This window comes from Fulvivirga sediminis (genome assembly GCF_016757215.1).
In the GTDB taxonomy this organism is placed as follows: Bacteria; Bacteroidota; Bacteroidia; order Cytophagales; family Cyclobacteriaceae; genus Fulvivirga; species Fulvivirga sediminis.
In genome coordinates this window covers 549,163-575,135 of sequence record NZ_JAESIY010000001.1, presented here as the reverse complement: position 1 = coordinate 575,135, position 25,973 = coordinate 549,163, and the positions used below count along the sequence as shown (strand labels likewise).

The following is a 25,973-nucleotide window of genomic DNA, read 5'->3' as shown; positions in this document are numbered from 1 at the left end:
AACTTTCGGCTAAAAAAAAGTGTATTTTTTTTAAAAATTTTCTAAAAACAGCCTTCAGAGCCATTTTATCAATAAAAAAGAATTTCGTTAATTACCTTATGCCCAAATTCCTTTTCTAATATTTTCATGATCTCCATCTTAGAATGGTTGAGTTGGTGCTTTAATGGAGCCGATAGTATTTCAACGAAAAGCACCTGATCTTTAATGAAAATTTTACCTGTGCGATTAGCTATAGTATTGCCCATAAGCTTGGCCCAACTCTCCACTAAGCGAGCCTCATCAAACCTGCCTTTTAAGCGATAAGTATCTAACAGAGAATCGATCGCCTCTTTTACTGATGAAATGTCTGATTTCCTTTTATCGAATTTATCGAAATTACGTTTCTTCATTGTATCACTGTACCCCGGTTTACTCTATAAAAGTTAGCTGAGATTTTAAGTTCATTTAATATTGTACGCGTTCTTTCTTCTCTTGCATCTGTGATGAATATTTGACCGAAATCATGATTCACCACTCTTTCCATGAGGTGTTGTATACGGCGAGAATCTAATTTATCAAATATATCATCTAACAAAAGAATCGGTTTAAAACCCTTCAATTCTCTGATTATATCGAAATGTCCCATCTTCAAGGATACTAAAAATGTTTTTTGCTGTCCTTGAGAACCAAATTTTTTCAGGGGCTTCCCTTCTATAGTAAATCGAAAATCATCTTTGTGCACGCCCATTGTAGTTCTCTCCAAAGCTAAGTCTTTCCTTAGAGCATTATTGTATAATTCTTTAAAATCAGAATCTGATGCCTCGGATCTATAGTGTATGCTTACTTTTTCATTTCCTTCCGAAAGTTTATCATAATGATTTTGAAATAATTTTTCAAAATCGATTATAAAATCACTACGCCTCTGGTTAATGTATAGCGAAAGCCCTATAATATGTTCATCATATATTTTCAATAGCTCGTAATCAGTACGTCCTACGTTAGCAAAACGTTTCAACGCACTATTGCGTTGTTTCAAGTACTTTGAGTAACTAATTAGGTTATCAAGGTACTCTGCATCTATCTGACTAATAATAGCATCAAAAAATTTTCTACGGGCTTCACTACCATCTCTAATAATATCTGTATCGTTAGGAGCAATCAGTACTACGGGTAACTTGCCAACATGCTCGCTTAAACGTGCATATTCTTTTTTATTTACTTTAAAGGTTTTTCCTTTCCCCTCCTGATAAGAGCACAATACAGGTAGTGCTTTTTCGGAAAGTCTAAAATCTCCACGAATGGAAAAAAATTCCTCTCCAAACTTTACATTTTGGCTATCAATAGTGTTAAATGCACTTCTAGTCATAGACAGATAATGTATGGCATCCAGTAGGTTGGTTTTCCCACTTCCATTTTCTCCTACTAAACAATTCACTTCATTTGAAAAAGTGAGTGCTACTTCTTCGTAGTTCTTAAAACCAAACAAACTCAATTTTTCAATGTGCATTAACTTTTTTTACTTATTTTCGCAATCCAAATTATTGGATTCAAATTTACTATTATGGCAACTACAACAAAAGGAAAGTCAAAATCTAAATCCTCGGCCAAATCCAAATTCAATAAGGAAACCTACATGCACTGGTTCGAGAGCATGTTATTCTTAAGAAAGTTTGAGGAGAAAGCAGGCCAGTTATATGGTCAACAAAAAATTAAAGGATTTTGTCACCTGTATATAGGACAAGAAGCTTGTGTAGCAGGCTCTATTTCAGCATTAGAAAGAGGTGATAAACACATTACCGCTTATAGGGATCATGCACACCCTATCGCATTAGGATCAGACCCGAAAAAAATTATGGCTGAGCTGTTTGCTAAGGAAACTGGTATTTCTAAAGGAAAAGGTGGCTCAATGCACATGTTTGACAAGGAAAACAACTTCTTTGGAGGTCATGGTATAGTAGGTGGTCAGGTGCCTTTAGGTGCAGGTATTGCCTTTGCAGAAAAGTACAACAAAACTGGCAAGCTATGCATGTGCTATATGGGAGATGGTGCCGTAAGACAAGGTGCATTCCATGAAGCTCTTAACTTGGCAATGACTTGGAAGCTTCCGGTAATCTTTGTTATAGAAAATAATGGTTATGCGATGGGAACTTCTGTAAAACGAACTTCCAATGTAACTGAGTTATATACTTTAGGTGAATCATACGATATGCCTTCAGAACCTGTAGATGGTATGTCAGTAGAAGCGGTGTATGAAGCTGTGGAAAGTGCTGCCGAAAGAGCAAGAAAAGGAGAAGGACCTACTTTATTAGAGTTTAGAACATATAGGTACAAAGGACACTCCATGTCTGACCCTGCTAAATATAGAACTAAGGAAGAGTTAGAAGAGTACAAAGGGAAAGATCCTATAGAGCAAGTTAGACAAACCATACTGGAAAATAAATATGCCAGTGAGGACGATATTGCTGCTATAGAAAAGAAAGTGAAAAATGAAGTAGCTGACTGTGTAAAATTTGCTGAAGAATCTGACTTCCCTAAAGAAGAAGAAGCTTTCAGAGATGTTTATGCTCAAGAAGATTATCCTTTCGTAACTGACTAAGAAAATACGACTTATAAAAGAAGGAACAGGATTTTTTAAGATTCCTGTTTCTTATATGTAAAGTTATCACTAGCTTTGAAGCCTTTAAATTTTTGCAGATGGCAGACAAAAAGACAAATAATACAACCGAACATCACAATGAGCTTTTAGAAAATCCAGAAGCTCTTGCCGATCAGTTAACCAAAACTGAAGAATTCCTAGAGAAGAATAAAACCATTGTACTCGCTATAATCGCCATTTTCGTGGTAGGTGTAGCAGGATATTTCGGTTTCAAGTATTATAAAAACTCTCAAAATGATAAAGCACAAAATGAAATGTTTCAGGCTGTGTATTATTTTGAAAGTGACAGTTTAGACTTAGCCCTTAATGGAGATGGTAATCGTTTAGGCTTTTTAGATATTATAGATGAGTACGGTATTACTGAAGCGGCTAATCTTGCACATTATTATGTAGGAGCGGCTTACCTTAAGCAAGGTAATTTTGATGATGCCATATCTCACTTAGAGGAGTTTAGTGCCGGGGATCTATTAGTTCAGGCCCGCGCTTATAGCTTAATTGGAGATGCTTACATGGAAAAAGGAGAGTTTGAAAGTGCTGCAAGCTATTTCCAAAAAGCAGCTGATTATAAACCTAATAAGTATTTTACTCCTGAGTATTTAATGAAAGCAGCTTTAGCATATGAAAAACTAAATCAGGTTGATGAGGCTAAGGAATCTTACGATAAGATTATTAATAATTACTGGGATTCTAACCTAATCCAAACTGCTAAGAAATATAAGGCTAGACTTGGCGCATAAAAAGCTAGGTAAGCAATAGCTTAAAAGAAATTGAAAGGGATAAGGGTATAATCTTTATCCCTTTTTTATTTTTGAAGAAAATTCTAAATACACATGGCTTCATCTCAAAAGAACTTAAGTGATTATAGTTCAAAAAATATTCAAGATATCAGTAATAAGAAATTTGCAATAGTAGTCTCTGAGTGGAACGATGAGGTAACAGAAGCTCTTTATTCTGGAGCTTATGAAACCCTCATAAACAACGGTGCTGATAGAAACAATATCATAAGAAAAAATGTCCCGGGTAGCTTTGAGTTAACCCTCGGAGCACACTGGATGGCTGCAGAGGAAGATATTGATGCAGTAATTTGCCTTGGTTGCGTGATTCAAGGAGAAACCAGGCATTTTGACTTTATTTGTGATGCTGTGGCTCAAGGTATCACTCATGTTAACCTAAAATTTGCCAAGCCGGTAATATTTGGGGTATTAACTACAGATAATCAAAAACAAGCTTTAGACAGGGCTGGAGGTAAGCATGGCAACAAAGGTGATGAAGCTGCCATTACAGCCATAAAAATGCTGGGATTTTAATAAAACAAAAAAGGGGCTGAAACAGCCCCTTTTTTGTTTTATTAAAAAGTATATCTCAGGCCGAGCTGCATCTGCCATCTGGAAATAAGTCCAGTATCAGTAACAAAGGTACTGTTCAGAGCTTCATTGAAATTATAGGTAGGCTCTCCCGCACCATTAACCTCTACTACACTAACCGGCTGTACACTACGTGGTATTTGCCTCACTCCCCAATCTGAGCTTAATAAGTTACCTGCATTGAGTACATCTAAACTAAATTGAATAGTATTCCCATTATTTAATTTATAATCCTGTAAGAGTCTGAAATCAAAGCGAGAATACCAAGGACTCAATGCTCCATATCTTTCAGCGTACTTCCCTCTGTTATCACTTAAATAATCATCCTGCTGAATATAATTTCTATAGGCTTCTCTGTTTTCGGATGAGATAAAGTTCATTTGATCTAGCTCAGAATCAGTAGGGATATAAAGCAGGTCATTTAATACCGAACCATCTCCATTCAAATCGCCAGCATAGGTATAACTATATCTTCCACCATGCGCATATTCAAAGAATAAAGACAAAGTAGTGGACCAATGGTCATTCCCATATTTAAAGGTTTTATTTACATTACCTACAAAACGATGTTTATTTCCATAAATCGATGGAGCCAATACTGCTGTATTAGCATTACCCACTACTGGGTTAATTGAGAAAGCATCACTGGATATTTCCGCTTCTATTGAAGATACAGACTTAGCATCTAAATAATTATATGCAAGGCTCGCGAATAAACCATTATCCCATTTTTTCTTTATTTCCAGCGTCATGTTAAAACTTCTCCCTTTATCTGTATTCGTGAACACATAGTTTGAAGCAACTCCTCCGTTGAAAGTAACAATATCTTCAGGCTGATACCTATCCCTGTTATCGACTCCTCCTAACTGTCCGGAAGGTTTTCTCAAGCTATAATCTCTCACCATCATAGCATTAATATCTTTAGTATAGCTCAAATCTATCGTAGCTACTAGCCCTTTGCTAATTACCTTATCTACGCCTAAAGAGGACCTCCACACCTGAGGAAATTTAAAATCTGGTGCTGTAACATTTAAGAATCCCGTGCCTGGATTAGCAACTTGATTCCCAATCCAAACAAAAGGCAAACGACCTGTAAACACACCACTACCTCCACGCAGCTGTAAAGTTCCGTTCTTCATAACATCCCAATTAAAACCTACTCGGGGAGATGCCAATATAGTAGCATCTGGCAATTTAGTATTATCAAAAGTTACCGGCTGATCGTTTTCATCGTAGTAGACGACCTCATCAGTATTAGGAGGAATATTGTCAGAAGTATTGAAATATAAAGGTTTATCGAACCTAACTCCTAAAGTAAGGGTAAAATTATCATTCACTAACCATTTATCTTGTGCATAAAATGCCAATTGGCCTACTTCTGTTTCTGCCATGGCCCAGCCATCATTGGCATTATTAAAATCATAGGTAGCACGTGCTTCTGCCACTGTAGCATCCCATTCGCCATTATTAACTTGAGTAATAAAGTCTTCAATGTTGGTTGAGGAAAAAATACTTGGCCCATAAGCCGTTAGGTTAAAGGAATTTTCAAACATGAACTTTTCAAAAGAAACACCAACGGTGAAAGTATGATCACCCAAATACATTTCGAAATTATCACTAGCTTGAAATACTTGCTGATCTAGTGTATTATTAATAGAAAAAGGCTCATGCCCAACAATTATATAATTACTACCTCCTTTAGTAAGATTAATAGGTGGGAAAGGCGTACTAAAAGGATCTCTATAATCATCGAAATGGGTATAGCCTACCTGTAGCTTATTTGAAAATTTATTTCCAAACAAAGACCTTAATTCTACCAGCCATGAATCAATATTATTATTCATCTGATAGCCAGAATTTCTGAATTGAAGAGTATTTGCATCTGGTCCTCTCCTTCCTAAAGCCGTGGGGTGGGCAGGTTTTTCTTTAGAAGCTCTTAAAAAATTATAGGTCGCGGTGAGGGTGTGATTGTTGTTAATATTATAGTCTAGCTTCACTATTCCTTTTTGGTTTCTGGTGTCTAAAGTAAAGCCTTCATAAGGTCCGGTTTCATATCCAAATCGATTGTATAATAGAGAGCTGATTCGTTCTAAATCTGTAGCCAACACTCGTGATTCATTTACAGCGCCAGTACCTCTGTTGGCTACAAAACTAGAACCAAGATCCTCTCTTCTGTCTAGTTCGAAGTTGGTAAAGAAAAAAAGCTTGTTCTTAATAATAGGGCCTCCCAGACTAAAACCTGCCTGCACCTGCCTAAGGTCAGCTTTCAGCACATCTTCTCCCTCTACCTTACTCCCCAGCAAATCCTGATTTCTAAAAAAACCAAACACAGTACCATGAAAATCATTGGTTCCGCTTTTAGTAACCGCATTTATGGACGCCCCGGTGAAACCCGATTGAGTAACATCATACGGTGCCACAGACACTTGTATTTGTTCTATAGCATCTAAAGAGATAGGTTGAGCATCGGCCTGACCACCTGGCGTTGCTGCATCTAACCCGAAAGGATTATTAAAGATAGATCCATCTAATGAGAAATTATTATACTGATCATTTCTACCTCCGAAGGAGTTTCCATCAGAAGATGGGGTAAGTCTATAAATATCACTAGCGGACCTAGTGATAGTGGGTAGCTTCTTTATTTGATCATTGGAAAAGGCCACTTCTGCTCCAGTACGATCACTGTTAAAAGTATCATCTCCGGCACCTGAAACCACTACTTCTTGTAAAGTGGTAACATCAGGGTCTAATGAAATATTTAAAACAAAGGTTTCTCCCAGCACCAGTTCAATTCCCTTAAACTCCTGTGGGTGATGCCCTACATAACTAACTCTGATGACGTAAGGCCCTCCAACCTTTAAATTGGGTAAGGTATACTTTCCATCCAACCTAGTAGAGGTGCCATATTCTACACCTGTGGGTTCATGAATGGCTATAACATTGGCTCCGGGCAGGGTAGCGCCCTCTCCATCAGTTATCGTTCCTCTTATACTGGCTGTAGTCACCCCTTGGGCTAGTATTTTTTGACATGACAGCAACATTATCATTGCTAAAAGCAAGACTGATCTCTTCATAGGTTTAAGTAGATTATTTAGGTTAAATTTTATCCGAAAATACCCTTTTCATAACAATATGATCAAATTAAAGCCTAATTTTTAATCATAAATTCTGAAAATAATCACTTTTACACACTAATAAACCTTTTTTTTAGCCAACAGAGTCTTTATCTCCCAATATGGAGGTACCATCAATTTATTTACAAACAAAAAAGGCATGCCCTTAGGGCATGCCTTTTTTGTTGTATAATGCTTAGTTTAGATTAAGCTATCTATCACTGCATTTAAAGTAGGGCTAGGTCTCATAGCCTTTGAAGTAGTTTGGTAGTCAGGGTTATAATAACCTCCGATATGCTTTGCTTCTCCCTGCACTCCGTTTAGCTCATCTACTATTTGAGTTTCTTTCTCTTGCAATTCAGAATACACTTTTTCAAACGTAGCTTTTAAAGCCTCATTCTCTGACTGTGCCGCCAAAGCTTCTGCCCAGTACAGCGCCAGATAAAAATGGCTACCTCTATTGTCTAACTCACCTACCTTACGAGATGGTGATTTTTTATTTTCTAAGAACTTACCGGTAGCTTTATCTAGAGCATCGGCTAAGATCTGAGCGCCATTATTATTATAGGCATCACTCAAATGCTCCAAAGAAGCGGCCAAAGCCAAGAATTCACCTAAAGAATCCCATCTCAAGTGATTTTCTTCTATGAACTGCTCTACGTGCTTAGGAGCCGAACCTCCTGCTCCTGTCTCAAACAATCCTCCTCCGTTCATCAACGGCACTATAGAAAGCATTTTAGCACTGGTACCCAATTCCAGAATAGGGAACAAATCAGTTAAATAATCTCTTAAAACATTTCCTGTTACAGAAATAGTATCTTTTCCTTCTTTAACTCTCTTAAGGGTAAACTCTGTAGCTTCTACTGGAGACATGATTTGAATATCAAGGCCTTCAGTATCATGCTCAGGCAAGTATTTATTTACTTTTTCGATTAGCTCAGCATCATGTGCTCTGTTTTTATCTAACCAGAATATAGCAGGTGTATTAGTAGCTCTAGCTCTATTTACCGCCAACTTAATCCAGTCTTGGATAGGTGCATCTTTAGCCTGGCACATTCTCCAGATATCACCAGCCTCTACAGCATGCTCGATAACAGTCTCCCCTGCCTTATTAATTACTTTAACAGTACCATCAGCTGGTATTTCAAATGTTTTATCATGAGAACCATATTCCTCAGCTTTCTGAGCCATAAGCCCCACATTAGGTACAGTACCCATTGTGGTAGGATCAAATGCTCCATTCTTCTTACAGAATTCAACGGTAGCATCGTATACACCAGCATAACTGCTATCAGGTATTACGGCTTTAGTATCTTGTTGCTTTCCTGCTTTATTCCACATCTGGCCTGAGGTTCTGATCATAGCAGGCATAGAAGCATCTATGATTACATCACTAGGTACATGCAGGTTAGTAATTCCTTTATCAGAATTCACCATAGCCACGTCTGGTCCTTCGGCTAAGGCTTTTTCGATATCAGCTTCAACCTCAGCTCTCTTATCTTCAGGAAGTGTTTTTATTCTAGCGATAACATCTCCAAGTCCATTATTCGCATCTGCTCCTACAGATTTTAAAGCCTCTCCATGTTTTTCAAAAACATCTGCAAAGAAGACTTTTACAGCATGGCCAAAAATGATAGGGTCTGAAACCTTCATCATAGTGGCTTTCATATGCAGAGAAAAGAGTACCCCTTTAGCTTTAGCATCAGCTATTTCAGCCTTAAGAAACTCTATCAATTTCTTCTTACTCATTACAGTAGCGTCAATCACCTCACCTGCGAGTAGAGCCACTTTTTCTTTAAGTACCTGAGTTTTTCCTTCTTTATCTACAAACTCGATCTTTACACTGTCATCTGCGGGTATAGTAACCGATTTCTCATTAGCTCTAAAATCGCCCTCACTCATGGTAGACACATGAGATTTAGAATCAGAAGACCATGCACCCATACTGTGAGGGTTATTTTTAGCATATTGCTTTACAGACCCTGGAGCTCTTCTATCAGAGTTACCCTCTCTAAGGACAGGGTTAACTGCGCTCCCTTTGATCTTATCATATTTAGCCTTAACCTCCTTTTCTTCATCATTCTTAGGCTCTTCAGGGTAATCAGGCAAAGCATAACCCTGTGCTTGCAATTCTTTAATAGCAGCCACCAACTGAGGAACAGAGGCACTGATATTCGGCAATTTAATGATATTAGCTTCTGGTTTCTTAGCCAGATCACCTAGTTCAGCAAGGGCATCAGGTATCTTTTGCACATCAGTAAGCTTTTCTGGGAAATTAGCTATGATTCTTCCTGCCAAAGAAATGTCTCTGGTTTCGATGTTTACGCCACTTTGTCCGGCAAATGCCTTTATTATCGGTAAGAATGAATGAGTTGCCAGGGCGGGGGCCTCATCAGTTATGGTATAAATTATTTTAGCTGTGTTGTCACTCATGATCTATTATGCCATTTTTGATTATTGAATATGTCTTAAACCTTCTTTAAAGGGATGCTAAATTAACAATTTTAAAGGTGGTATCTAAATGTGAAATTAGATTAATGCATTACGATTATTGAACTTAATTTTTACGTAATCTGTAGTATCTTAAAGCAAATATTTCATCCAACAGTTATGTCCCTTCTTTTTTTTATTCATTTGAATTTAATATCATTTTTCACCCCTATCACAACACGTGTAGATGTTTGTGTAAGTACGGAAGAGAAAAAGTTATACGAAATAATAAACGAATATCGTAAGCAAAAGGAGCTTGACCCTATTGCTTTTTCATCTAAACTCACTGCCGTAGCACAAGCTCATGCTAAGGATCTTTCTGAAAATTATGATTTTGACCCTAAAGGAAAGTGTAACCCTCACAGCTGGTCTGATGAAGGCGCCTGGACCCCATGCTGCTACACCAATGATCATAAGCAAGCCCAATGTATGTGGGATAAACCAAAAGAAATAGCGGGCTACACTGGCTCAGGCTATGAAATTGCCTACTTTAATAGTGGCGGAGCAAAAGCAGAAAAAGGGCTTGAAGGGTGGAAAAAAAGTCCAGCTCATAATCCTTTGATCATCAACTCAGGAATGTGGGAAAAGGCCCATTGGCAAGGAATTGGTATAGGAATTTATAAAGAGTATGCGGTAGTGTGGTTTGGAGAAGTTGCAGACGAACAGAATAAGATCATCACCTGCAACCTGAACTAAGCTATTAAATAACTAGTAGCTTTCATCTTGATTAGGAAAATCTCCAGACTTCACATCATTAATATAATTGGCGGCTGCCTCCGTCATTATAGTTTGTAAGTCAGCATAACGCCTCAAAAACTTAGGCTTAAAATCTTTGTTCATACCCATCATATCTTGAACCACTAGCACCTGACCATCTACACCTGCTCCTGCACCAATACCAATAATAGGAATGGTTAATTGCTCTGCAACTGTTTTTGCTAAAGTAGCCGGCACTTTTTCCAATACAATAGCAAAACACCCTAACTCTTCCAGCAGTTTAGCATCGCTAATTAACTTATTAGCCTCTGCCTCCTCCTTTGCTCTTACTGAAAATGTTCCAAATTTATTAATAGACTGTGGAGTCAATCCTAAGTGGCCCATAACAGGAATACCTGCACTTAATATTTTTTTCACAGACTCCTCTATTTCTGCTCCTCCTTCAATTTTTATTCCATGAGAACTGGTTTCCTTCATTACTCTCACTGCCGAGCGGATGGCCGTTTCCGGATCTCCCTGATAAGTTCCAAAAGGCAAGTCAACAATCACCATAGCGCGCTTGCATGCTCTTGCTACAGAAGCGCCATAATAAATCATGTGATCAAGAGAAATAGGCAATGTAGTTTCATACCCAGCCATAACATTAGCGGCAGAATCACCAACAAGAAGTATTTCTACCCCGGCCTCATCCAGAATGCGAGCCATTGTATAATCATATGCGGTAAGCATAGACATTTTTTCTCCTTGTCTCTTCATTTCATGAAGACGCTGAATGGTAATCTTCTTTATATCACTTTTATGTATAGACATGTATATTTCATTTTGTATTTGGAATCACAAACTTAAAATTTGTTCCTTCTAATTCCTCACTTCTGACCTTAATTTCAGCATTAAGCTTATCGGCCACTTTTTTCACTATATAGAGTCCAAGGCCTGAGCCTTCACTCTTTTCCGTAGCTCTATAAAACATATCAAATATATGGGGCATTTTAGATGCCTCTATTCCCTCCCCATTATCTTCGATCTCTATTATTGCTTTTTCCTCATCTACCGTCACATCAACCTTTACATAAGAATATTCTTTATGTCTAGACCGATACTTAATAGCATTTGATATCAGATTATTTAGTATAACTCTGATCCTGGTTAAATCAGAAAAGAACTCTACCGGCTGGTGGATATTAGTAATAATCTCTAAGCCCTCATTATCGCGAGTATAGTAATAGCTAGTAATACTACTATTGATCTCAACCATAAAATTAATTGATACGTGAGGGTCGTTAACACGATCATTTCTTGAGATACTAAGTAGATCTATAACCAGAGAATCCAACCGCTTAACACTGGACTTAATCTTGCTTATACATTCTAGTTTAATCTTCTCATCCTTCTCTAACCGAAATACATCTATTAAACCTAAAATAGACCTAAGCGGAGATCGTAAATCATGTGAAGAATGATAAATGAAGCTATCTAACTCGAAGTTTACTTTTTGTAATTCAATTAGGCTAGATTTAGTTTCGGTGATATCCTTAATAATACAATCTACCACCCCCTCCTCTTCATACAATATAGCCCCAAATGAAATCCACAATGACGTGGGGCCCCAGTCTTTAATCTCAAGCTCGAGATTGTCTATACTGCCTTCATTTTTTAATAAATCAAAAATTAATTTCGCATGCTTTTCACCTATTATGTCTTGGCATTTAGTAGCATTTCTTTTGTCTAATGAAATAGAGAACAGATCCCAAAACTTATCATTAGCCTCTAAAATATCTCCAGTGGCAAGATCATTCCTCACCATAGCTATCATAGAGTTTTGAAATAGATTTCTATACTTGTCACTGCCCAGTTTAGTATATCCTTTTTGTTCCTTTAGTGTAGTGACATCAGTATAGTAAGACTTGGCCCATGTAACTTCTCCTTTATCATCCCTCTTAAGGGTAGCGGCAGATTGCACCCATATGTAGCTACCATTAATAGACCTAACTCTGAATATCTGCTCATAATGAGAGAGCAGACCATTAATAAAATCCAAGAAGTGATTGATTACTTTATTTAAATCTTCGGGGTGGATATGCTTGTGCCAAAAGCCCTCTATCGGAACAGGCTTATCTTGACCGTACCCAAAAAGCTGGCGCAATTCAGGAGATAAATAAAGCCTGTTGTTTTCGAGGTCCCATTCCCAAAAAATTGCTTTTTCTTTTTGTTGATGATCATCATATTCTCCATCTCGAATAAGATGGGTTGGCTTATTCAGCCACTCCAGTAGATCAGTAACTTCAACAAATTTCAATGCTTTATAAAAGAAAAAGTTATTTGAAAATAGGTTGTGATTCGAACACAACAGGCTAAAAAATTACTTAAAATTATTGTAAGTATACAACCTTTTTATTTTTATCTAACTCTACGGCTACATGATCATTAATAGTAGTAGCAAGCTCATAGCCTGCATACTTGGTAGATATAGGAAACTGGGTATGACTTCTATTCACCAATACCGCCGTTTCTATTTTCTTAACTTTTACATTAAGAAAAGCTTTTAGGCTATAAGCCATAGTTCTACCTGTATTCATAACGTCATCAATGAGAACTATACACTTATTTTTGAGAGTAGCTGTATCACAGTCTAAACTGATATCACTTTGCGTAGGAGCGAATTTATCTAGGTTTAAGCCTATTAATTTAACCTTAAAACTAGCTATAACCTCTAGGTCATTTTGCAGTAATTTAGCTAATTCATATCCCTGAGAGTGTATACCTGCTAATATTATTTCCTTCTCCTGAAAGTTATTTTCATATATTTCATACGCCATCCTTTTAATCTTTTGGCGCACTTGATCATCCGTTAGTATTAAACTCTTCTCTTCCATGGTTTATGGTATAGGCATTACTTTACTGTCCTTAAATGTAGATAGAATAACCAGAGATTGCATATTATCCACCACTTCAATATTAGTAACTCTTTCTAACATTAGTTTTTGATAAGCAGCTATATCCTCAGCGATTATCTTCAATATAAAATCTCCAGATCCGGTAACATGATGACACTCTATTATCTCATCAATCTCACTGATACTTTCAGTGAAAATCTCAATATTATCTTTATTATGCCCCTTCAGTGTAACCATCACAAAAGTACTCACTCCCAACCCAACCTTTTGTGTATTAAGTTTTGCATGATAGCTTTTTATAACGCCTGACGTCTCCAATTTCTTTACACGCTCTAATGTAGGAGCAGGAGAAAGTCCTATCTCTTGAGCCAGCTGTGCGTTTGTGATTTTAGCATTGGCCTGCAAAATCTTTAGTATTTTAAGGTCTATCCTATCTAATTTTACTTTATCCTTCATTGATTTACCAAATAATATTTGGCGCGAAGATAACCAGAAAATGTAAGGATATAGAAATAAGTCTGCAACTATTGCAAAATAGTTTTTTAATGTTTAACCGTTAATCTAAATGCTTTCCGACTATTACCTACTTCTGATTTCAACAGATAAAAGCCATTACTTAAGTCACTAACATTAAATTCTATCAGCTTATAACCTTTTAAGCTTGAAAAATCGAATTGCTTTACAAGCTGTCCTCTTACATCATATAAAAAGAAGCTTCCTGGTGTCTGTTTGGATGTTACTACTCTTACAAAAACAGCATCAGGCGATGGGTTAGGCCTGGGAGGTAATACTACAACATCTTCCCCATCAGCGTTTTGAATGCACTGTGTATTGTTGTTAAAGTCTGCATCTACTATTCCTTTAACCATACCATAAGCCGAAACACATAAGTAGGCAGCGTTTAAACGGTTAATAGCAAAATCCAAGGTAATGTTTTTTTGTTGCCCTGGTAACAGCTCTAATGGAAATATCCGCTCTATAATCACCTCATTCCCCATATCCAAATTAAGACTGATGCTATCTAAAGATATCGTACCATTATTTTTGAGGTTAAGGATTATAACACCATCCTGATAAAACACATTGGCCAGTTCTAATTCCAGATTAGGATCTAGTACGCTAATCATCTGAGAAGTTGTATCTGTACATTGCTCAGCACTAAAAGCTACCAAATCTATCCAGTAATCGGCCTCTTCCACAAAATTATAAGACACATTTTCATCAGTACTTTCTGCCACATCTCCCAAATACCATCTGTAGTTTTCCGCCCCAATGGATTCATTAGTAAAGTCAACATCTAAAGGAGGTGCTCCAAAAGTGATAGATGAACTAAACTGTGCAATAGGAGCTTCATAAATTGAAATATTAGATGCTTTTTCGTAAGTGCATCCATTTTGAGTATCTACTAACAAACTGAGCTTATAGGTTCCTGCATTATCAAAAGCATAATAAATAGATGAATCGGCACCTATAATGCCATTAGAATAACTCCATTTTCGCATAGCAGCGACATCAGTACCATAATCAGTAATATCGTAAATATGAGTTTCTGCATTGTCACAGTTAAATTCAGATGCGAACGACAAATCAGGCACAGGATTAACAGTAATGGTTTTATACTTTGTAGCAGAACATAAGTTTTCTGAAGTTACGGTTAAGCCAATGTTATAATTTATTGGGTATTGAAAAGTGATACTAGGATTTTGCTCCCCACTATAAACACCACCCAAATCCCAAGCCCACGAGATATTATCAAACCCAAGTACCGGCTCACTCTGATCCGTAAATTCTACCACCTCTTTTAAGCATAACTTATCATAGCTAAAATCAACTTCAGGTGCTGGGTTAACTGACACTGGCTGCTGAATAGAATCTTTACAACCATTGGTAGTGGTGACCGCCAACTTCACATCATACCTTCCATCTGCAGCAAAATTATGAGTAGGGTTTCTCTCCGTTGAAAACTCACCATCATCAAACTCCCATCTCCAGGCCTGCAAGTTAGCATCCCCTACCTCGGAAGCATCTATAAATTGGGTAAGAGAGCCTTCACACGCTAATTCATTATTAAACTGGACATTTGGCAACTGATAAACACTGACACTTCTTGTTAAATCTGACTCGCAACCAACATCATTGATTACATTAAGAGTAACATCAAAAGTGCCAGGGTCACCATACTCAAAAAATGGATTTTCTAAGCTAGATGTATATCCATTACCAAAATCCCAATGATAGTTCGTAATATTTCCTTCTGACTGATTACTAAACTGCATTGGGGTGCCTACACAGTCATCATTAACCTGAAAAGCAGGAACGGGACCATCATTTATATTAGTAAGAACATCAATAGCTTCTGCAGCACAGCCCGGGATGCTGGCAATTAGCTTAATCTCTTTATACCCTCCAGTAGGAAACTCATAGTTAAGGTCTTGAGTATTGGCAACAGAATCGCCATTTACCTTCCACTTCCATGATAAATTTCCGCCAAAACTGCCATCGGTGGTATTTTTAAAGGTATATACATCATTAGTACAAACCAGCCCTGTGGGCGAATCGAAAGAAGGAACCGGCTCATCATATATTGTAATGTCCTTCTCAACAAAATTGCTACAGCCATTAGCGCTTTCAACTGATAAGTTAACCGTATAATCCCCTGAAGTAGCATATTGATTACTCGGATTTGCCTCAGTAGATGTATTAGAATCTCCGAAAGACCAGTTGTAAGAGGTGATGCCTCCTGAGTTGTTAATATTAGTGAACTCCACTGGCGTGTTGGAACAGATGGTTTCGTTATTGAAGTTGATGTCTGGGGCTTGAGAGTCGGTTATGGTTATGGTTTTTGTTATTTGGTCGGAGTTGCCGTTTTCGTCAAAGACTGTTAGGGTTATTGGGTGGACTCCTGACTGTGAAAATTGTATATAGGGGTTAAATAATGCATTAGAAGTTCTTAAAGAGCTATAACACTGTCCCGAAAAATTAAATCGATATAAAGCAGAATTGGCAATTGATGTCATCAGCACAACAGGCTCATCTCTTTCCACTGCCGATAATGTTATAATATTGTCACTAGCAACTGATAGTTCTCTTACAAATACCCAACCTTCATCTTCCTCAACTAAAACATCAATTCTATCCCCTAAATTAAGGACCAGCAAAACATTTCTACCTTCATCCCTAATGAAAGAAACTCTATAAGGAGAGTTGAGATTATGATTTTCTAGAATAATATTCTCAACTAAAGGTGGTTGGTCTAAACCCTGGTTGAAAACGAGTTTTAATAACAGATTTTGGTCATTACTGACAACAAAAAACTCCCATACACCATTTCTTTTTCTTTTAGATATGCTCTGAATTTTAGAGAGTCCATTCAAGCTAAAAGTATATTGACTAGTAGCTTGGTTTAAAAAACCGTTGGAAAAATTTACAACATTTACTTCACCGTTACTATTTTTAATGGTTATTAAGGTTTTTTGATCATCCTCATTAATTACCTCAAGCGCTGATGTACCAGTCAATGGTGATGCTCCCTCAATAAAATCAAAACTTTCAAGAGATGACCCTATTTCATATCCAAAAAACAGTCTACTAACTCCAGATGTCCCCGATTCATTTGAGACAAAGCCAACCCACCTTCCATCTTCCTTAACAACTTTCACGTCATTTGGGGAAGAAAATGATCCGCCGCTATTCGCTATAGATTGAACTGAGCTTATCGATTCCAAAAAATCATTTTCAAAGCTTACCTTTCTTAAAGAACCATTGGAGAAAAATACAGCAACTGAAGTATCTGGCAGTATTGCAAATGCATTTGATCGATAAACGTTGGAATTACCAATTGAAATGTTACTATAATCATAGGTTAGCAAATGGGGGCTACAAAAATTCCATCTTAAGCTATCGTAATCACTGCTTTGGTTATTTATTAAAATATTTTGATTCAAACAAGAATTAGCCGGTAAAGAAAAGGATGCAATTTGTGCATGACCAATAGTAGACAGAAACAATATATATGTGAATGCTACCAGTTCCTTAAACCAGGAAATACGTTTACATTTATACCACCAGTGAATTATCTCTACTACCATACTTATTTGAATATCTCGGAATGTCAAAAAAAACTCTAAACACAAACTTCCATCTAATTTTTACAATCCTAAAGTATCTTTGTCTTTCAACCTTAGACATTAATGGTAAAAGAAAGATGGTAAATAAGGAGTTAAAATATACCCCAATCACATACACCCAATATGCCTGATAACTGATCTTATACCAGTATAAAAAATCAGACAATAAATTCTGATCATTAATGATGGTCTGTCTACTACTACCTCCTCCATAATGAACTACTGTTGATCTTTCACATAGCTTAATCCGGTAGCGGTCTTTAAGTCTATTTCTAAACCATTCCGTCTCTTCACAATACATGAAAAAATCAGGGTCGAATCCTCTTGTCTCTTCAAATACAATCCTATCCAAAAAAATATAGGCTCCATACAATCCTCCAATCTCTCTAGACTCAGCTTTAGGAATTGCGTTAAGATACTTATAGAAAAATGGATTAGAATTAATTACCCCAATCTTAAATGCCATCAAAACATCATCCCTTCTTCCTAAGAAGAAAGACCTTTGTGATGATAGATCACTATTTCTAATATCTGCGCCATAAATTTTGTACTGCTTTTGATTTTCATCAGCAAACGCCACAGCATTGGTTAATACGTCATTTAAGAAATAAGTATCCGAATTTAATAACAAGTAATATCTGCCTTTAGCATAATTCATCCCTTGATTATTGGCAATGCCAAAACCAACATTCTTAGAGTTTTGAATAAGCTTAATCATTGGAAATCTATTAACAAGTTCTTCTCCTTCGTTATTTTTAGAGTTATTATCAACAATAATAATCTCATATGTAACACCTAAAGATGTATTCTCCAATATACTATTAATACAGGCGGTAGTAAGGGGCAAAGTGTTATAATTAACTATGATCACAGAAACATCAATCATATACTCAATGACTTCAATTGCTTATAAATGTCAAATGCTTCCTTTAGAACCGTATTTTTATTTTCATACGAGGTCTTATGCAGAATGTCTTCATCGTAAATTTCTTTAATCGTGGTTTTAATCTCTAAACCAATATTATCCTTTAACCACCGCACTAGTTCGTTCTCATTTCCAACAAAATCATTTACTTCGGTTATTATTACATCGTTGGGATTTTTATACTGAAAATCTATGATGCTTTTATTATATTCAATGTAAGTTTTTTGGAATGTTGAAATCCACTTATTCCTATTGAGATCTATATCGATATACCATGCTAATCTCTTTATAGGATTCCGAGTATAATACCATTTATTCTTACTTAATCTCTTATATAAAGATTCTATCACCTCAATTGGATTTCTAAAAACAGCGACAACTTTAAGATTTGGAATATAATGCTCCTTTATATCATTCATGAATAGTGTAAACCGGGGTTCTTTCCATCCCCAAATTTCATGATGGCGGTTTCTTTCATTAATCAATCTAGATAATTCTACCTTATAATGATTAAATTTAAATTTGTCACCCTCCAAAATAAGTCCTGTTGAGTGCAATCCCATTCTTGTCAACTCATTACTCGATAACCTTAGAAAATCAAGATCTTCAAAATGACCATATTTATTATCACTATATCCACTCAAAAGCATATCACCCATAAATAGATTATTTTGATTAAGCCATTGAGAAACTAAAGAGGTTCCTGATCGATGCATCCCAGATACGAATAATACTCTATTATTAGGTTCGCCTGATATTACAGACTGAAAATTATGAGGATCTATCATAGCTTATTTATTACCTGTTTATATACCCTCGTCAAATTCTCAATTGATCTGTACTTCTTAGCCAATTGATTTGACACGTTATTAATCCTATCAATATTATAATCTTTAATAATTTGCTTTATTTCAAGAAAGTCTTCATCCGAAATATATTCTTCAAAGTCAACTACTTTACCCCCTCCTTTAACTTCCTCAATAATGGTTGAATCATCGCCAATTTGAGTTGACATAATAATAGGTAATCCGTTTGCCCAATATTCTCCATTTTTTATTGGAGAAAATGCCATAGACCATCTAGTTCTTCGATGCAAGCAAAATCCAAAATCAGCAACACTCAAATAATCTTTAACAGTGTAATGAGGTACATTTGTAATAAATACCATTTTCAAATCTATATGATGCTTTGACAATAGAGCATATAGTTCTGTTTTTTCCTGAGGAGTTAATATTATTAAGTAAACATTTTGTTGTTCAATAAAATTCTTAAATAGATTGAAGGCTACATCATCATAATACAAGCCGCCAAACTTCCCTACATATATTCCAACTACCGCCTCATGAGAAATCTTCATTTTTCTTCTTAACTCATTTCGAGCTCTATTACTAAATTGGAAACTTTCGCCATCTACGACACAAGGAATAACCACGATATTGCTATTCCCATAAGTATTTACCAAATAATCTTTATAACTATTAGAAACCGTTATTAATGTCTCTGCAGTTCGAATTTGTTTATACTCATAATACTTTTGAATGAGGTATCTTATATCCCATCTTTTCCAAACACCACTAGCTGCCATATAACTTGAATGTGGTTCAAAAGACTCAACGATAAATGGAATTTTTGTCTTCTGCCAAATGAGATAACCCAGAGCCCCAGCAGGAGCCCCTCGGCAAATAATCTTATCAAAATGCCACTCTCTACAAAGAAGGATTAGTTGTTTAGGCAGAACATTAAAATCTCTTATTTTATCCCTAAAAAAACTTTTATATGGTGAATAAAATGGTTTATGTATTACTTTATCCAGCTTCCAATTACACTCAGCCTTTGCAACATTTCTTTCTATTGAAACATAAACAATGTTCTGAACTGCCTCAAACTGATTTAATACAGCTAAGGCAGGCCTTATACTGGCCTCACTCAACCCTTCATAGACAGACCAGTAACCTATATACAGAATATTCATCTAAGTAATACGTTTAATGCCCTAAGCACTTTTCCTCTACCTAGATACGATTTAAACATAATTTTTTTAATTCTTCTTAAGAGGTATTTCAATTGAACCTGGTTGACCTCAGGCCAATGACATAAGATATTATATAGATTAAAATATCCGTTTTCTAATGACGTGAGGGACGACATGGCGGATTCATGACCTATTCTTCTTTTGTATATTACTTTGTCTGTTGATTTGTATAATTTACCAGAACATATCGAGAGGTAGAACAATAGGTCCTCACCATGTGTAAGATTTTCGCGAAAGTTATAATGCACATGAGCACTATTTTTAATCATCCAGGTTATTCCAAAAAAGCATTCTTCAGATAATCTTACCAGACTATTAAATGGATCACCTTCAAATTTAGGGACAAATTCTCTTATGACATTATCTACACTTTGATCAAAGATCTGAACACGCCCATCAACAAAATCGACACGATCATCATCAAAAAAAACAGAAAGCCTATCCTTAATACTGTTAATAGAAAGTAAATCATCACTATCTAAAAAACAAAAATACTTTCCTCTCATATTTTGTAAACCTACATTTCTAGCAGAACTAACTCCATTGTTACTCTTCTTAAAGTAAAAAATTCTTTCATCACTGAATAAATTAATAATTTCCTCTGATTCATCGGTGGAACCGTCATTTATTATTAATAACTCCCAATTTGAATATGATTGACTTATAACCGAATTTATACTGTCACACAAAAAATCCCTGGCATTGAAGACAGGCATAATAATTGTGACTAAAGGATTTCTGTCAAGCATTTTTCAACTTCTTGAATTTTTCTCTCATATGAATTATCTGCTGCCAAGGATTTCCTTGCTAATATCAAATCTTCAGTATTGTGATTAGTTAGGTTCTCAATCACTTCTCCAATTAATTGACACCAACTTTCAGAAGTTCTTGCCATATAAATCAAATCCTCAAAAGGCAAGTATTCCTTTGTATAAGAAGTAATTATAGGCTTCCCTACTGCCAAGTATTGCCAAAATTTATGCGGCGATGCATATGTCACGTAATATTCTTCCGAATATGCCAACATCAGAATATCTGCAGCATTCAAATACGACCATAGTTCGGCAGGAGGAACAGCTTCTAAAATATATGTATTTTCATAAGATTTGAAAGGTTCAGGAACAAAATCCATGTTACTCCCCAAAAAAATAAAATCTGTTTTAGGTTGACTTATTACGGCCTGCTGCAATAAGTCCCAGTCTATAAATGGCATAGCTAGATTCCCCACGTATAAGGCCTTAATTCCGTTGGTTCCTGGAAGAGTAACTATGTTTGACGAATATTCTGAAAGATTTACTCCATGAGTAATTAGATATGTATTTGTATTATACATAAAAAGCCTTTCTACAATATCAGGTATTACACCAAAACAGACTTTAGCAGTAGTTGCAGCTTGTCTAGTATTAAAATCTTGATTCAAATCCACAATATGAGAGATACATAATACTTTTTCGGGTAACGCATAAAAATCAAAGAACACTGAGTTATCAAAAGACCATACAATGTCAAAATTAACTCCGCACAATTTTTGTAAATTATTGAATTTTATGCTGATAAAATAACGCTGCAGCCAGGTCGGAAGGAATCTAAGTCCTTTCACAAATCCTGAATAATTGATTATAAAGAGATCCTCATATCTAGAATTAGTAATCTTATACTTACTGCTGGAGGGGGGATTAAGAAAAAACACTTTATTCCCTTTTTTTGACAAGTTTACTGCATAATGGTGTTTTGAAACAAAAACATGATTCCAAGGTTCAGGAGAAATTAGTAAGATATTTTTGTTGGATAAGGTCACTATAATTAATTATTATCGATTATTGATTTCATCATATTTTTATAAAGCGAGCCAATCTTTAGAGGAGTATATTTAGGGGCAGATGATCCTCTCTTCAAGTCATCAAACTGAACACCCCTACAAAGAGCATGGAACCAGTCTTCTTCACACCATGAAGACAACAACCACCCAGATTCACCTATAACCTCGGGTATTCCACCAATTTTGGGTGCAATTACCGTAGCCCCACAGCTAATAGCCTCCGCACAAACCACTGAGAAAGTTTCATAATTGGTTGGATGTAGAAATAGAGCGCACGTTTGCATCTTATCTACAATCTGATTTGCATTCATTTTCCCCAAAAAAATAAGCCTCCCGTGCTTATCATTCTTATTTTTCCATTGTATCATATCATCATACAATGTACCATACCCTCCAATTTGCAACTCATACTTATTATCATTCTTGCTGTTAAAAGCTACGAAAGCATTAAAAAGTGGGAAAGGATCCTTTGGTGGCTTCCATTGACTAATCATAAAAAAAAACTCTCTTCTCTTTACTCTATTATTATTTAAAAAAACATCGTCTACAATATTAGGAACGATGAAGGAAGGGAAGCTAGCCCCAGAAAACCTTTTTATATCTTCTGACAAAGCCTTTGAAACAGAAATCACCGGAATATTTTGTCGAAAAATATGTTGTATCCTTGGCACATCACCTGCCGATGCCATTCCAAAATTATTATGATAAGCACTCCAATGTTCAGTAACTACAATTGGTGTTTTCACCCACCTTTTAATCCAATGCCAATATGTTAAATTGGGATATGCAATATGAAAATTGATGATGTCGAACTTGCTTTTTCTCTCACGAAAAAGCACCAAAATTACCATCCCAATTGCTATTAGTTCTAATAAAAACCAAGGTGCAATTTGGGATGAAAAGAGGTATTTCTTATTACCTAGCAATTCTTTTTTCCCTAAAGCTACTTCGAATAAACTTCGGGCTGATTCTACATGATATACTGTATTTTCACAGCCTGCCAAATTTAAAGACTCAATATGTCGATAAATCCATAATGCGGTTTTTGGATTATTATAGGATGGATACCAAGAAGTAATGTGAAGTACTTTCAAAACTAAAACAAACTTTTTCTAATACAATATTGTAAAGTTCGCCAATTGACAAAATACCATGGCCTCTCTTTTACAGCATAAAAAGAATTGAGAATAGCCTCTTTGTTAAGACCGGAAAACATCAAGTTTTCGGCCTTTTTCCTATAAAATAAAGAGGGGTCTTCTTCGAAAGGAATTTTTAATTCATTAATGTATCTAACCAGTTCAGACAGATCATTTTTTTCAATAGAGTCCGGTTCAGAGTTTCCTCTTTCTTTAGCTAAAAACCTAACAATATCATGACCTAGAAATTGAGTAGGGTTTTTAAACCCCTTCGTCATCGCCGTGCCTACTGACCGATAGAGGTATAATGGCTGATGATAGTTTATATTACTCATCTTATATCCGCTTTCATTAATTCTCAACAACCAATCATAATCCTCACTGATAATTCCAAGCGGTTGAAGTTGTTCCCTAAAGCCCCCAACTCGTTTCAAAATTTCCCTTCTGAACATAATAGAGGGCTTTTGAAAAAAATTACATTTTATCAATTCCCCTTGTATTCGATCAGTATTCTCCTCCTGATTTAATTGTTTACGGATTATATTACCCTTTGGATCAATCACGGCATAATTAGTCCCAATCAAATCAAGCCCCTTATTTAGTCCTTCCAACTGTAATTCCAACCTTTTACAATGTGATACGTCATCAGCATCCTGAAAAGCTATAATGTCACCGCCAGCCTTTTTAAAAAGAAAATTGATCGTCTTTTGATAACCGAGATTACTTGAATTTCTATAAACCTTAATTCTTTCATCATCAATCTTCGATACAATTTCCCAGCTTCCATCCGTGGAGTGATCATCACATACAATCACTTCTAAATTATTATATGTTTGATTTAGAATAGAGACAATTGACTCTTCAATAAAATTAGATGCATTGTATACAGGAATAATTACTGAAACTCGCATAACTTTTTATTAACACCAAACACGGTTTCTCCTTTTGAATATAATTGAAATCCAGCCTTACTTAAAAAGTCACAGATTTGAATTCGAGATGCAACTTCGTCATGGATTTCAATACATAAAAGCTTGGTCTTGTCGATTACATTAATAAATGAAGGTTCTTCAATGATTATTTTTTGTTCAGCTCCTTCAATGTCAATTTTAAGCACATCTATTTCATGCCATTTGTGGTCATTCAAAATATTTAAAAGTACTGCTGATTCGACCAATTCCAAGTCTGAATGGGATTCCTTAGCACTTAATGACCATGACTGTCCGTCCCTGAAAGTTCTATCTATAACAACCCCATTTGAATGAATCCAAAGCGCCTTGTTTACGACTATATGATCACTAAAACCAGTTAAGTTTCTTTTCAGCACCTGGAGGTTCTTACTATCCATTTCTATAAGCATTAATTGTACGTGTGGATATTTTCTTAGAAAATACAAGCTTGTCAGGCCGATATTTGCACCTGCATCAACCAAATTCTTAACTGAACCATTTAAATAATAATTTATGAGATGATTAAAAAACGAATATTCCTCGTCAATTAATACCTGTTTAAACACCCTATAATCGGATCCTGAATTCCTCAAGTAGATGGGGATGTCGTTCCAACAGAATTTTTCAGAATCTACTTTATATTCTTTCAGCTCTTCCCGCAGAAAAAAGTCTTTATCAATTCGCAGTATTTTGACGAGGACTCTTCTAACCAGATCAATCAAATTCATTTTTTATTAATTTCATGAATATTCAAAAATCTCTTTTTTCTAGATATCAAGTTACGAATTTCAGACTTTATAGTAAGAAAGCTAATTTCCATAAAACAAACATAATTCTTGAAATCAAGAGGATTATTAGTAATTGATTTTACACTTAATAACCAACTATTCAAATTAAGTCCCTGATGGTATAAATAATTAGCACCAAATCTAAATGGATATGAAGGATCTTTTATTGTTTTCTGCAGCAGTTCCAACTTAACATCTTCCAATTTCTCAAGATCGTTAATATTGGGAGTTCTTAATCTAATTCCATGCAATTTATATATTAGGTCGCTATTGATAACTCTCTCATTATTAAAATAACGGATACTCTTTGTTAGTGAGGTTTTGTTCATCCTGTAATAATATAAGGGATCACATAAATTCTTAGCCTTGAAGTAACCTATAAACCTTAAATTAAAATCAATGTCTTCTCCATGCGTGAAATTTCTATATAAAGGCCCTACTTTATCTAAAACTTTCATTCTTAATATCGTGGTAGGTCCATGAAGAGCCGGTTTTCTATCTTCCAAAAATGAACTGATCATTTCGCTATCAAGCGGCAAATTAGAGGTTGACATCAGCCTATTGCTCATGAATGAGATATAATTTGATCCAACCATATCTACTTGACAATCATCAACCAAAGCAGCTATTTGCAATTCGAACCGATCCAGACGAGAAATATCATCTGCATCATGTATAGTTAAATATTGACCTCTTGCTTTTTCAATAAGACTATTCACCGTAGCAACTTTACCCCTGTTAAATTGATTATGACTTATAACTATTCGCGGATCAGTATATGAATCAATAATCTTTCTAGTTTTATCATTCGATCCATCATCAGCGATTATTAACTCAAAGTCAGTATATGTTTGATTTAGAATACTATCGATAGCAGCACTGACATATCTTTCGGCGTTATACGCAGCCATTATCACAGTTAATGAAGTCATTCTAAAAATCATGGTTATTAACCTTTTGCTATAATACAAAAGATGCCTCGA

The 25,973-nt window shown here is 35.8% G+C and carries 22 protein-coding genes; 4 read left to right on the top strand and 18 right to left on the bottom strand.

The features are described from left to right. Positions 1-68 precede the first annotated feature (68 nt). A complete protein-coding gene (locus JL102_RS02570) occupies positions 69-389 on the bottom strand; it encodes a DUF721 domain-containing protein (RefSeq protein ID WP_202242109.1) in 321 nt (106 codons plus the stop codon). Further along, complete coding sequence (recF, locus tag JL102_RS02565) at positions 386-1,486, bottom strand: DNA replication/repair protein RecF (RefSeq protein WP_202242108.1); 1,101 nt, start codon at positions 1,484-1,486, stop codon at positions 386-388. The genes JL102_RS02570 and recF overlap by 4 nt, the downstream gene beginning before the upstream one ends. A gap of 54 nt (positions 1,487-1,540) precedes the next feature. Here recF and pdhA point away from each other — a divergent pair, with 54 nt between their 5' ends. From pdhA to ribH, 3 genes are all read left to right on the top strand, one after another. Next, positions 1,541-2,575, top strand: a complete 1,035-nt coding sequence (gene pdhA, locus JL102_RS02560; RefSeq protein WP_202242107.1) for a pyruvate dehydrogenase (acetyl-transferring) E1 component subunit alpha — start codon at positions 1,541-1,543, stop codon at positions 2,573-2,575. A gap of 98 nt (positions 2,576-2,673) precedes the next feature. Then, entirely contained in the window at positions 2,674-3,372 is a 699-nt protein-coding gene (locus JL102_RS02555) for a tetratricopeptide repeat protein (protein WP_202242106.1), read from the top strand. Between the two features lie 93 nt (positions 3,373-3,465). Beyond that, positions 3,466-3,942, top strand: coding sequence for a 6,7-dimethyl-8-ribityllumazine synthase (gene ribH / locus JL102_RS02550; protein ID WP_202242105.1), 477 nt, complete (start codon positions 3,466-3,468; stop codon positions 3,940-3,942). Positions 3,943-3,983: 41 nt separating this feature from the next. Here the strand turns inward: ribH and JL102_RS02545 are convergent, their stop codons facing one another. Further along, positions 3,984-7,073: a TonB-dependent receptor gene (locus JL102_RS02545; RefSeq protein ID WP_202242104.1), complete on the bottom strand. Its 3,090-nt coding sequence runs from the start codon at positions 7,071-7,073 to the stop codon at positions 3,984-3,986. A gap of 240 nt (positions 7,074-7,313) precedes the next feature. Beyond that, a complete protein-coding gene (locus tag JL102_RS02540) occupies positions 7,314-9,545 on the bottom strand; it encodes an NADP-dependent isocitrate dehydrogenase (RefSeq protein WP_202242103.1) in 2,232 nt (743 codons plus the stop codon). 177 nt (positions 9,546-9,722) lie between these two features. Here JL102_RS02540 and JL102_RS02535 point away from each other — a divergent pair, with 177 nt between their 5' ends. Next, positions 9,723-10,298 (top strand): CAP domain-containing protein, encoded by a 576-nt coding sequence (locus tag JL102_RS02535; protein WP_202242102.1) that lies wholly within the window; start codon positions 9,723-9,725, stop codon positions 10,296-10,298. A gap of 12 nt (positions 10,299-10,310) precedes the next feature. Here the strand turns inward: JL102_RS02535 and panB are convergent, their stop codons facing one another. The 14 genes from panB to JL102_RS02465 form a co-directional block, all read right to left on the bottom strand. Continuing rightward, a complete protein-coding gene (gene panB / locus JL102_RS02530) occupies positions 10,311-11,129 on the bottom strand; it encodes a 3-methyl-2-oxobutanoate hydroxymethyltransferase (protein ID WP_202242101.1) in 819 nt (272 codons plus the stop codon). Between the two features lie 7 nt (positions 11,130-11,136). Then, the gene (locus JL102_RS02525) at positions 11,137-12,615 is read right to left on the bottom strand and encodes a sensor histidine kinase (RefSeq protein ID WP_202242100.1); all 1,479 of its coding nucleotides are present in this window, start codon (positions 12,613-12,615) and stop codon (positions 11,137-11,139) included. 73 nt (positions 12,616-12,688) lie between these two features. Beyond that, entirely contained in the window at positions 12,689-13,192 is a 504-nt protein-coding gene (locus tag JL102_RS02520) for a phosphoribosyltransferase family protein (protein ID WP_202242099.1), read from the bottom strand. A gap of 3 nt (positions 13,193-13,195) precedes the next feature. Beyond that, a complete protein-coding gene (locus JL102_RS02515; protein ID WP_202242098.1) occupies positions 13,196-13,669 on the bottom strand; it encodes an Lrp/AsnC family transcriptional regulator in 474 nt (157 codons plus the stop codon). Between the two features lie 86 nt (positions 13,670-13,755). Next, positions 13,756-17,301, bottom strand: a complete 3,546-nt coding sequence (locus JL102_RS02510) for a PKD domain-containing protein (RefSeq protein ID WP_202242097.1) — start codon at positions 17,299-17,301, stop codon at positions 13,756-13,758. Further along, positions 17,270-18,226, bottom strand: a complete 957-nt coding sequence (locus tag JL102_RS02505) for a glycosyltransferase family 2 protein (RefSeq protein ID WP_202242096.1) — start codon at positions 18,224-18,226, stop codon at positions 17,270-17,272. Before JL102_RS02505 ends, JL102_RS02510 begins: the two co-directional genes overlap by 32 nt. Further along, positions 18,223-19,053, bottom strand: a complete 831-nt coding sequence (locus JL102_RS02500; RefSeq protein ID WP_202242095.1) for a sulfotransferase — start codon at positions 19,051-19,053, stop codon at positions 18,223-18,225. Before JL102_RS02500 ends, JL102_RS02505 begins: the two co-directional genes overlap by 4 nt. Then, complete coding sequence (locus JL102_RS02495; RefSeq protein WP_202242094.1) at positions 19,050-20,237, bottom strand: glycosyltransferase; 1,188 nt, start codon at positions 20,235-20,237, stop codon at positions 19,050-19,052. The genes JL102_RS02500 and JL102_RS02495 overlap by 4 nt, the downstream gene beginning before the upstream one ends. After that, positions 20,234-21,046: a glycosyltransferase family A protein gene (locus tag JL102_RS02490; RefSeq protein ID WP_202242093.1), complete on the bottom strand. Its 813-nt coding sequence runs from the start codon at positions 21,044-21,046 to the stop codon at positions 20,234-20,236. The genes JL102_RS02495 and JL102_RS02490 overlap by 4 nt, the downstream gene beginning before the upstream one ends. Continuing rightward, positions 21,025-22,095, bottom strand: a complete 1,071-nt coding sequence (locus JL102_RS02485) for a glycosyltransferase family protein (protein WP_202242092.1) — start codon at positions 22,093-22,095, stop codon at positions 21,025-21,027. The genes JL102_RS02490 and JL102_RS02485 overlap by 22 nt, the downstream gene beginning before the upstream one ends. A 5-nt stretch (positions 22,096-22,100) precedes the next feature. Next, complete coding sequence (locus JL102_RS02480; protein WP_202242091.1) at positions 22,101-23,210, bottom strand: glycosyltransferase family 4 protein; 1,110 nt, start codon at positions 23,208-23,210, stop codon at positions 22,101-22,103. 2 nt (positions 23,211-23,212) lie between these two features. Then, a complete protein-coding gene (locus tag JL102_RS02475) occupies positions 23,213-24,163 on the bottom strand; it encodes a glycosyltransferase family 2 protein (RefSeq protein WP_202242090.1) in 951 nt (316 codons plus the stop codon). Beyond that, positions 24,148-24,930, bottom strand: a complete 783-nt coding sequence (locus tag JL102_RS02470; RefSeq protein WP_202242089.1) for an FkbM family methyltransferase — start codon at positions 24,928-24,930, stop codon at positions 24,148-24,150. Before JL102_RS02470 ends, JL102_RS02475 begins: the two co-directional genes overlap by 16 nt. Then, positions 24,927-25,901, bottom strand: a complete 975-nt coding sequence (locus JL102_RS02465; RefSeq protein ID WP_202242088.1) for a glycosyltransferase family 2 protein — start codon at positions 25,899-25,901, stop codon at positions 24,927-24,929. Before JL102_RS02465 ends, JL102_RS02470 begins: the two co-directional genes overlap by 4 nt. Between the last annotated feature and the right edge of the window lie 72 nt (positions 25,902-25,973).

Bases quoted from the DNA above. Each gene is read 5' to 3' on its own strand.
- JL102_RS02475 (WP_202242090.1), bottom strand. From the start codon at position 24,163: ATGCGAGTTTCAGTAATTATTCCTGTATACAATGCATCTAATTTTATT.
- ribH (WP_202242105.1), top strand. From the start codon at position 3,466: ATGGCTTCATCTCAAAAGAACTTAAGTGATTATAGTTCAAAAAATATT.
- JL102_RS02520 (WP_202242099.1), bottom strand. From the start codon at position 13,192: ATGGAAGAGAAGAGTTTAATACTAACGGATGATCAAGTGCGCCAAAAG.
- pdhA (WP_202242107.1), top strand. From the start codon at position 1,541: ATGGCAACTACAACAAAAGGAAAGTCAAAATCTAAATCCTCGGCCAAA.
- JL102_RS02570 (WP_202242109.1), bottom strand. From the start codon at position 389: ATGAAGAAACGTAATTTCGATAAATTCGATAAAAGGAAATCAGACATT.
- JL102_RS02555 (WP_202242106.1), top strand. From the start codon at position 2,674: ATGGCAGACAAAAAGACAAATAATACAACCGAACATCACAATGAGCTT.
- JL102_RS02465 (WP_202242088.1), bottom strand. From the start codon at position 25,901: ATGGCTGCGTATAACGCCGAAAGATATGTCAGTGCTGCTATCGATAGT.
- JL102_RS02510 (WP_202242097.1), bottom strand. From the start codon at position 17,301: ATGGTAGTAGAGATAATTCACTGGTGGTATAAATGTAAACGTATTTCC.
- JL102_RS02495 (WP_202242094.1), bottom strand. From the start codon at position 20,237: ATGAATATTCTGTATATAGGTTACTGGTCTGTCTATGAAGGGTTGAGT.
- JL102_RS02500 (WP_202242095.1), bottom strand. From the start codon at position 19,053: ATGATAGATCCTCATAATTTTCAGTCTGTAATATCAGGCGAACCTAAT.
- recF (WP_202242108.1), bottom strand. From the start codon at position 1,486: ATGCACATTGAAAAATTGAGTTTGTTTGGTTTTAAGAACTACGAAGAA.
- JL102_RS02545 (WP_202242104.1), bottom strand. From the start codon at position 7,073: ATGAAGAGATCAGTCTTGCTTTTAGCAATGATAATGTTGCTGTCATGT.
- panB (WP_202242101.1), bottom strand. From the start codon at position 11,129: ATGTCTATACATAAAAGTGATATAAAGAAGATTACCATTCAGCGTCTT.
- JL102_RS02535 (WP_202242102.1), top strand. From the start codon at position 9,723: ATGTCCCTTCTTTTTTTTATTCATTTGAATTTAATATCATTTTTCACC.
- JL102_RS02470 (WP_202242089.1), bottom strand. From the start codon at position 24,930: ATGAATTTGATTGATCTGGTTAGAAGAGTCCTCGTCAAAATACTGCGA.
- JL102_RS02540 (WP_202242103.1), bottom strand. From the start codon at position 9,545: ATGAGTGACAACACAGCTAAAATAATTTATACCATAACTGATGAGGCC.
- JL102_RS02515 (WP_202242098.1), bottom strand. From the start codon at position 13,669: ATGAAGGATAAAGTAAAATTAGATAGGATAGACCTTAAAATACTAAAG.
- JL102_RS02505 (WP_202242096.1), bottom strand. From the start codon at position 18,226: ATGATTGATGTTTCTGTGATCATAGTTAATTATAACACTTTGCCCCTT.
- JL102_RS02490 (WP_202242093.1), bottom strand. From the start codon at position 21,046: ATGCTTGACAGAAATCCTTTAGTCACAATTATTATGCCTGTCTTCAAT.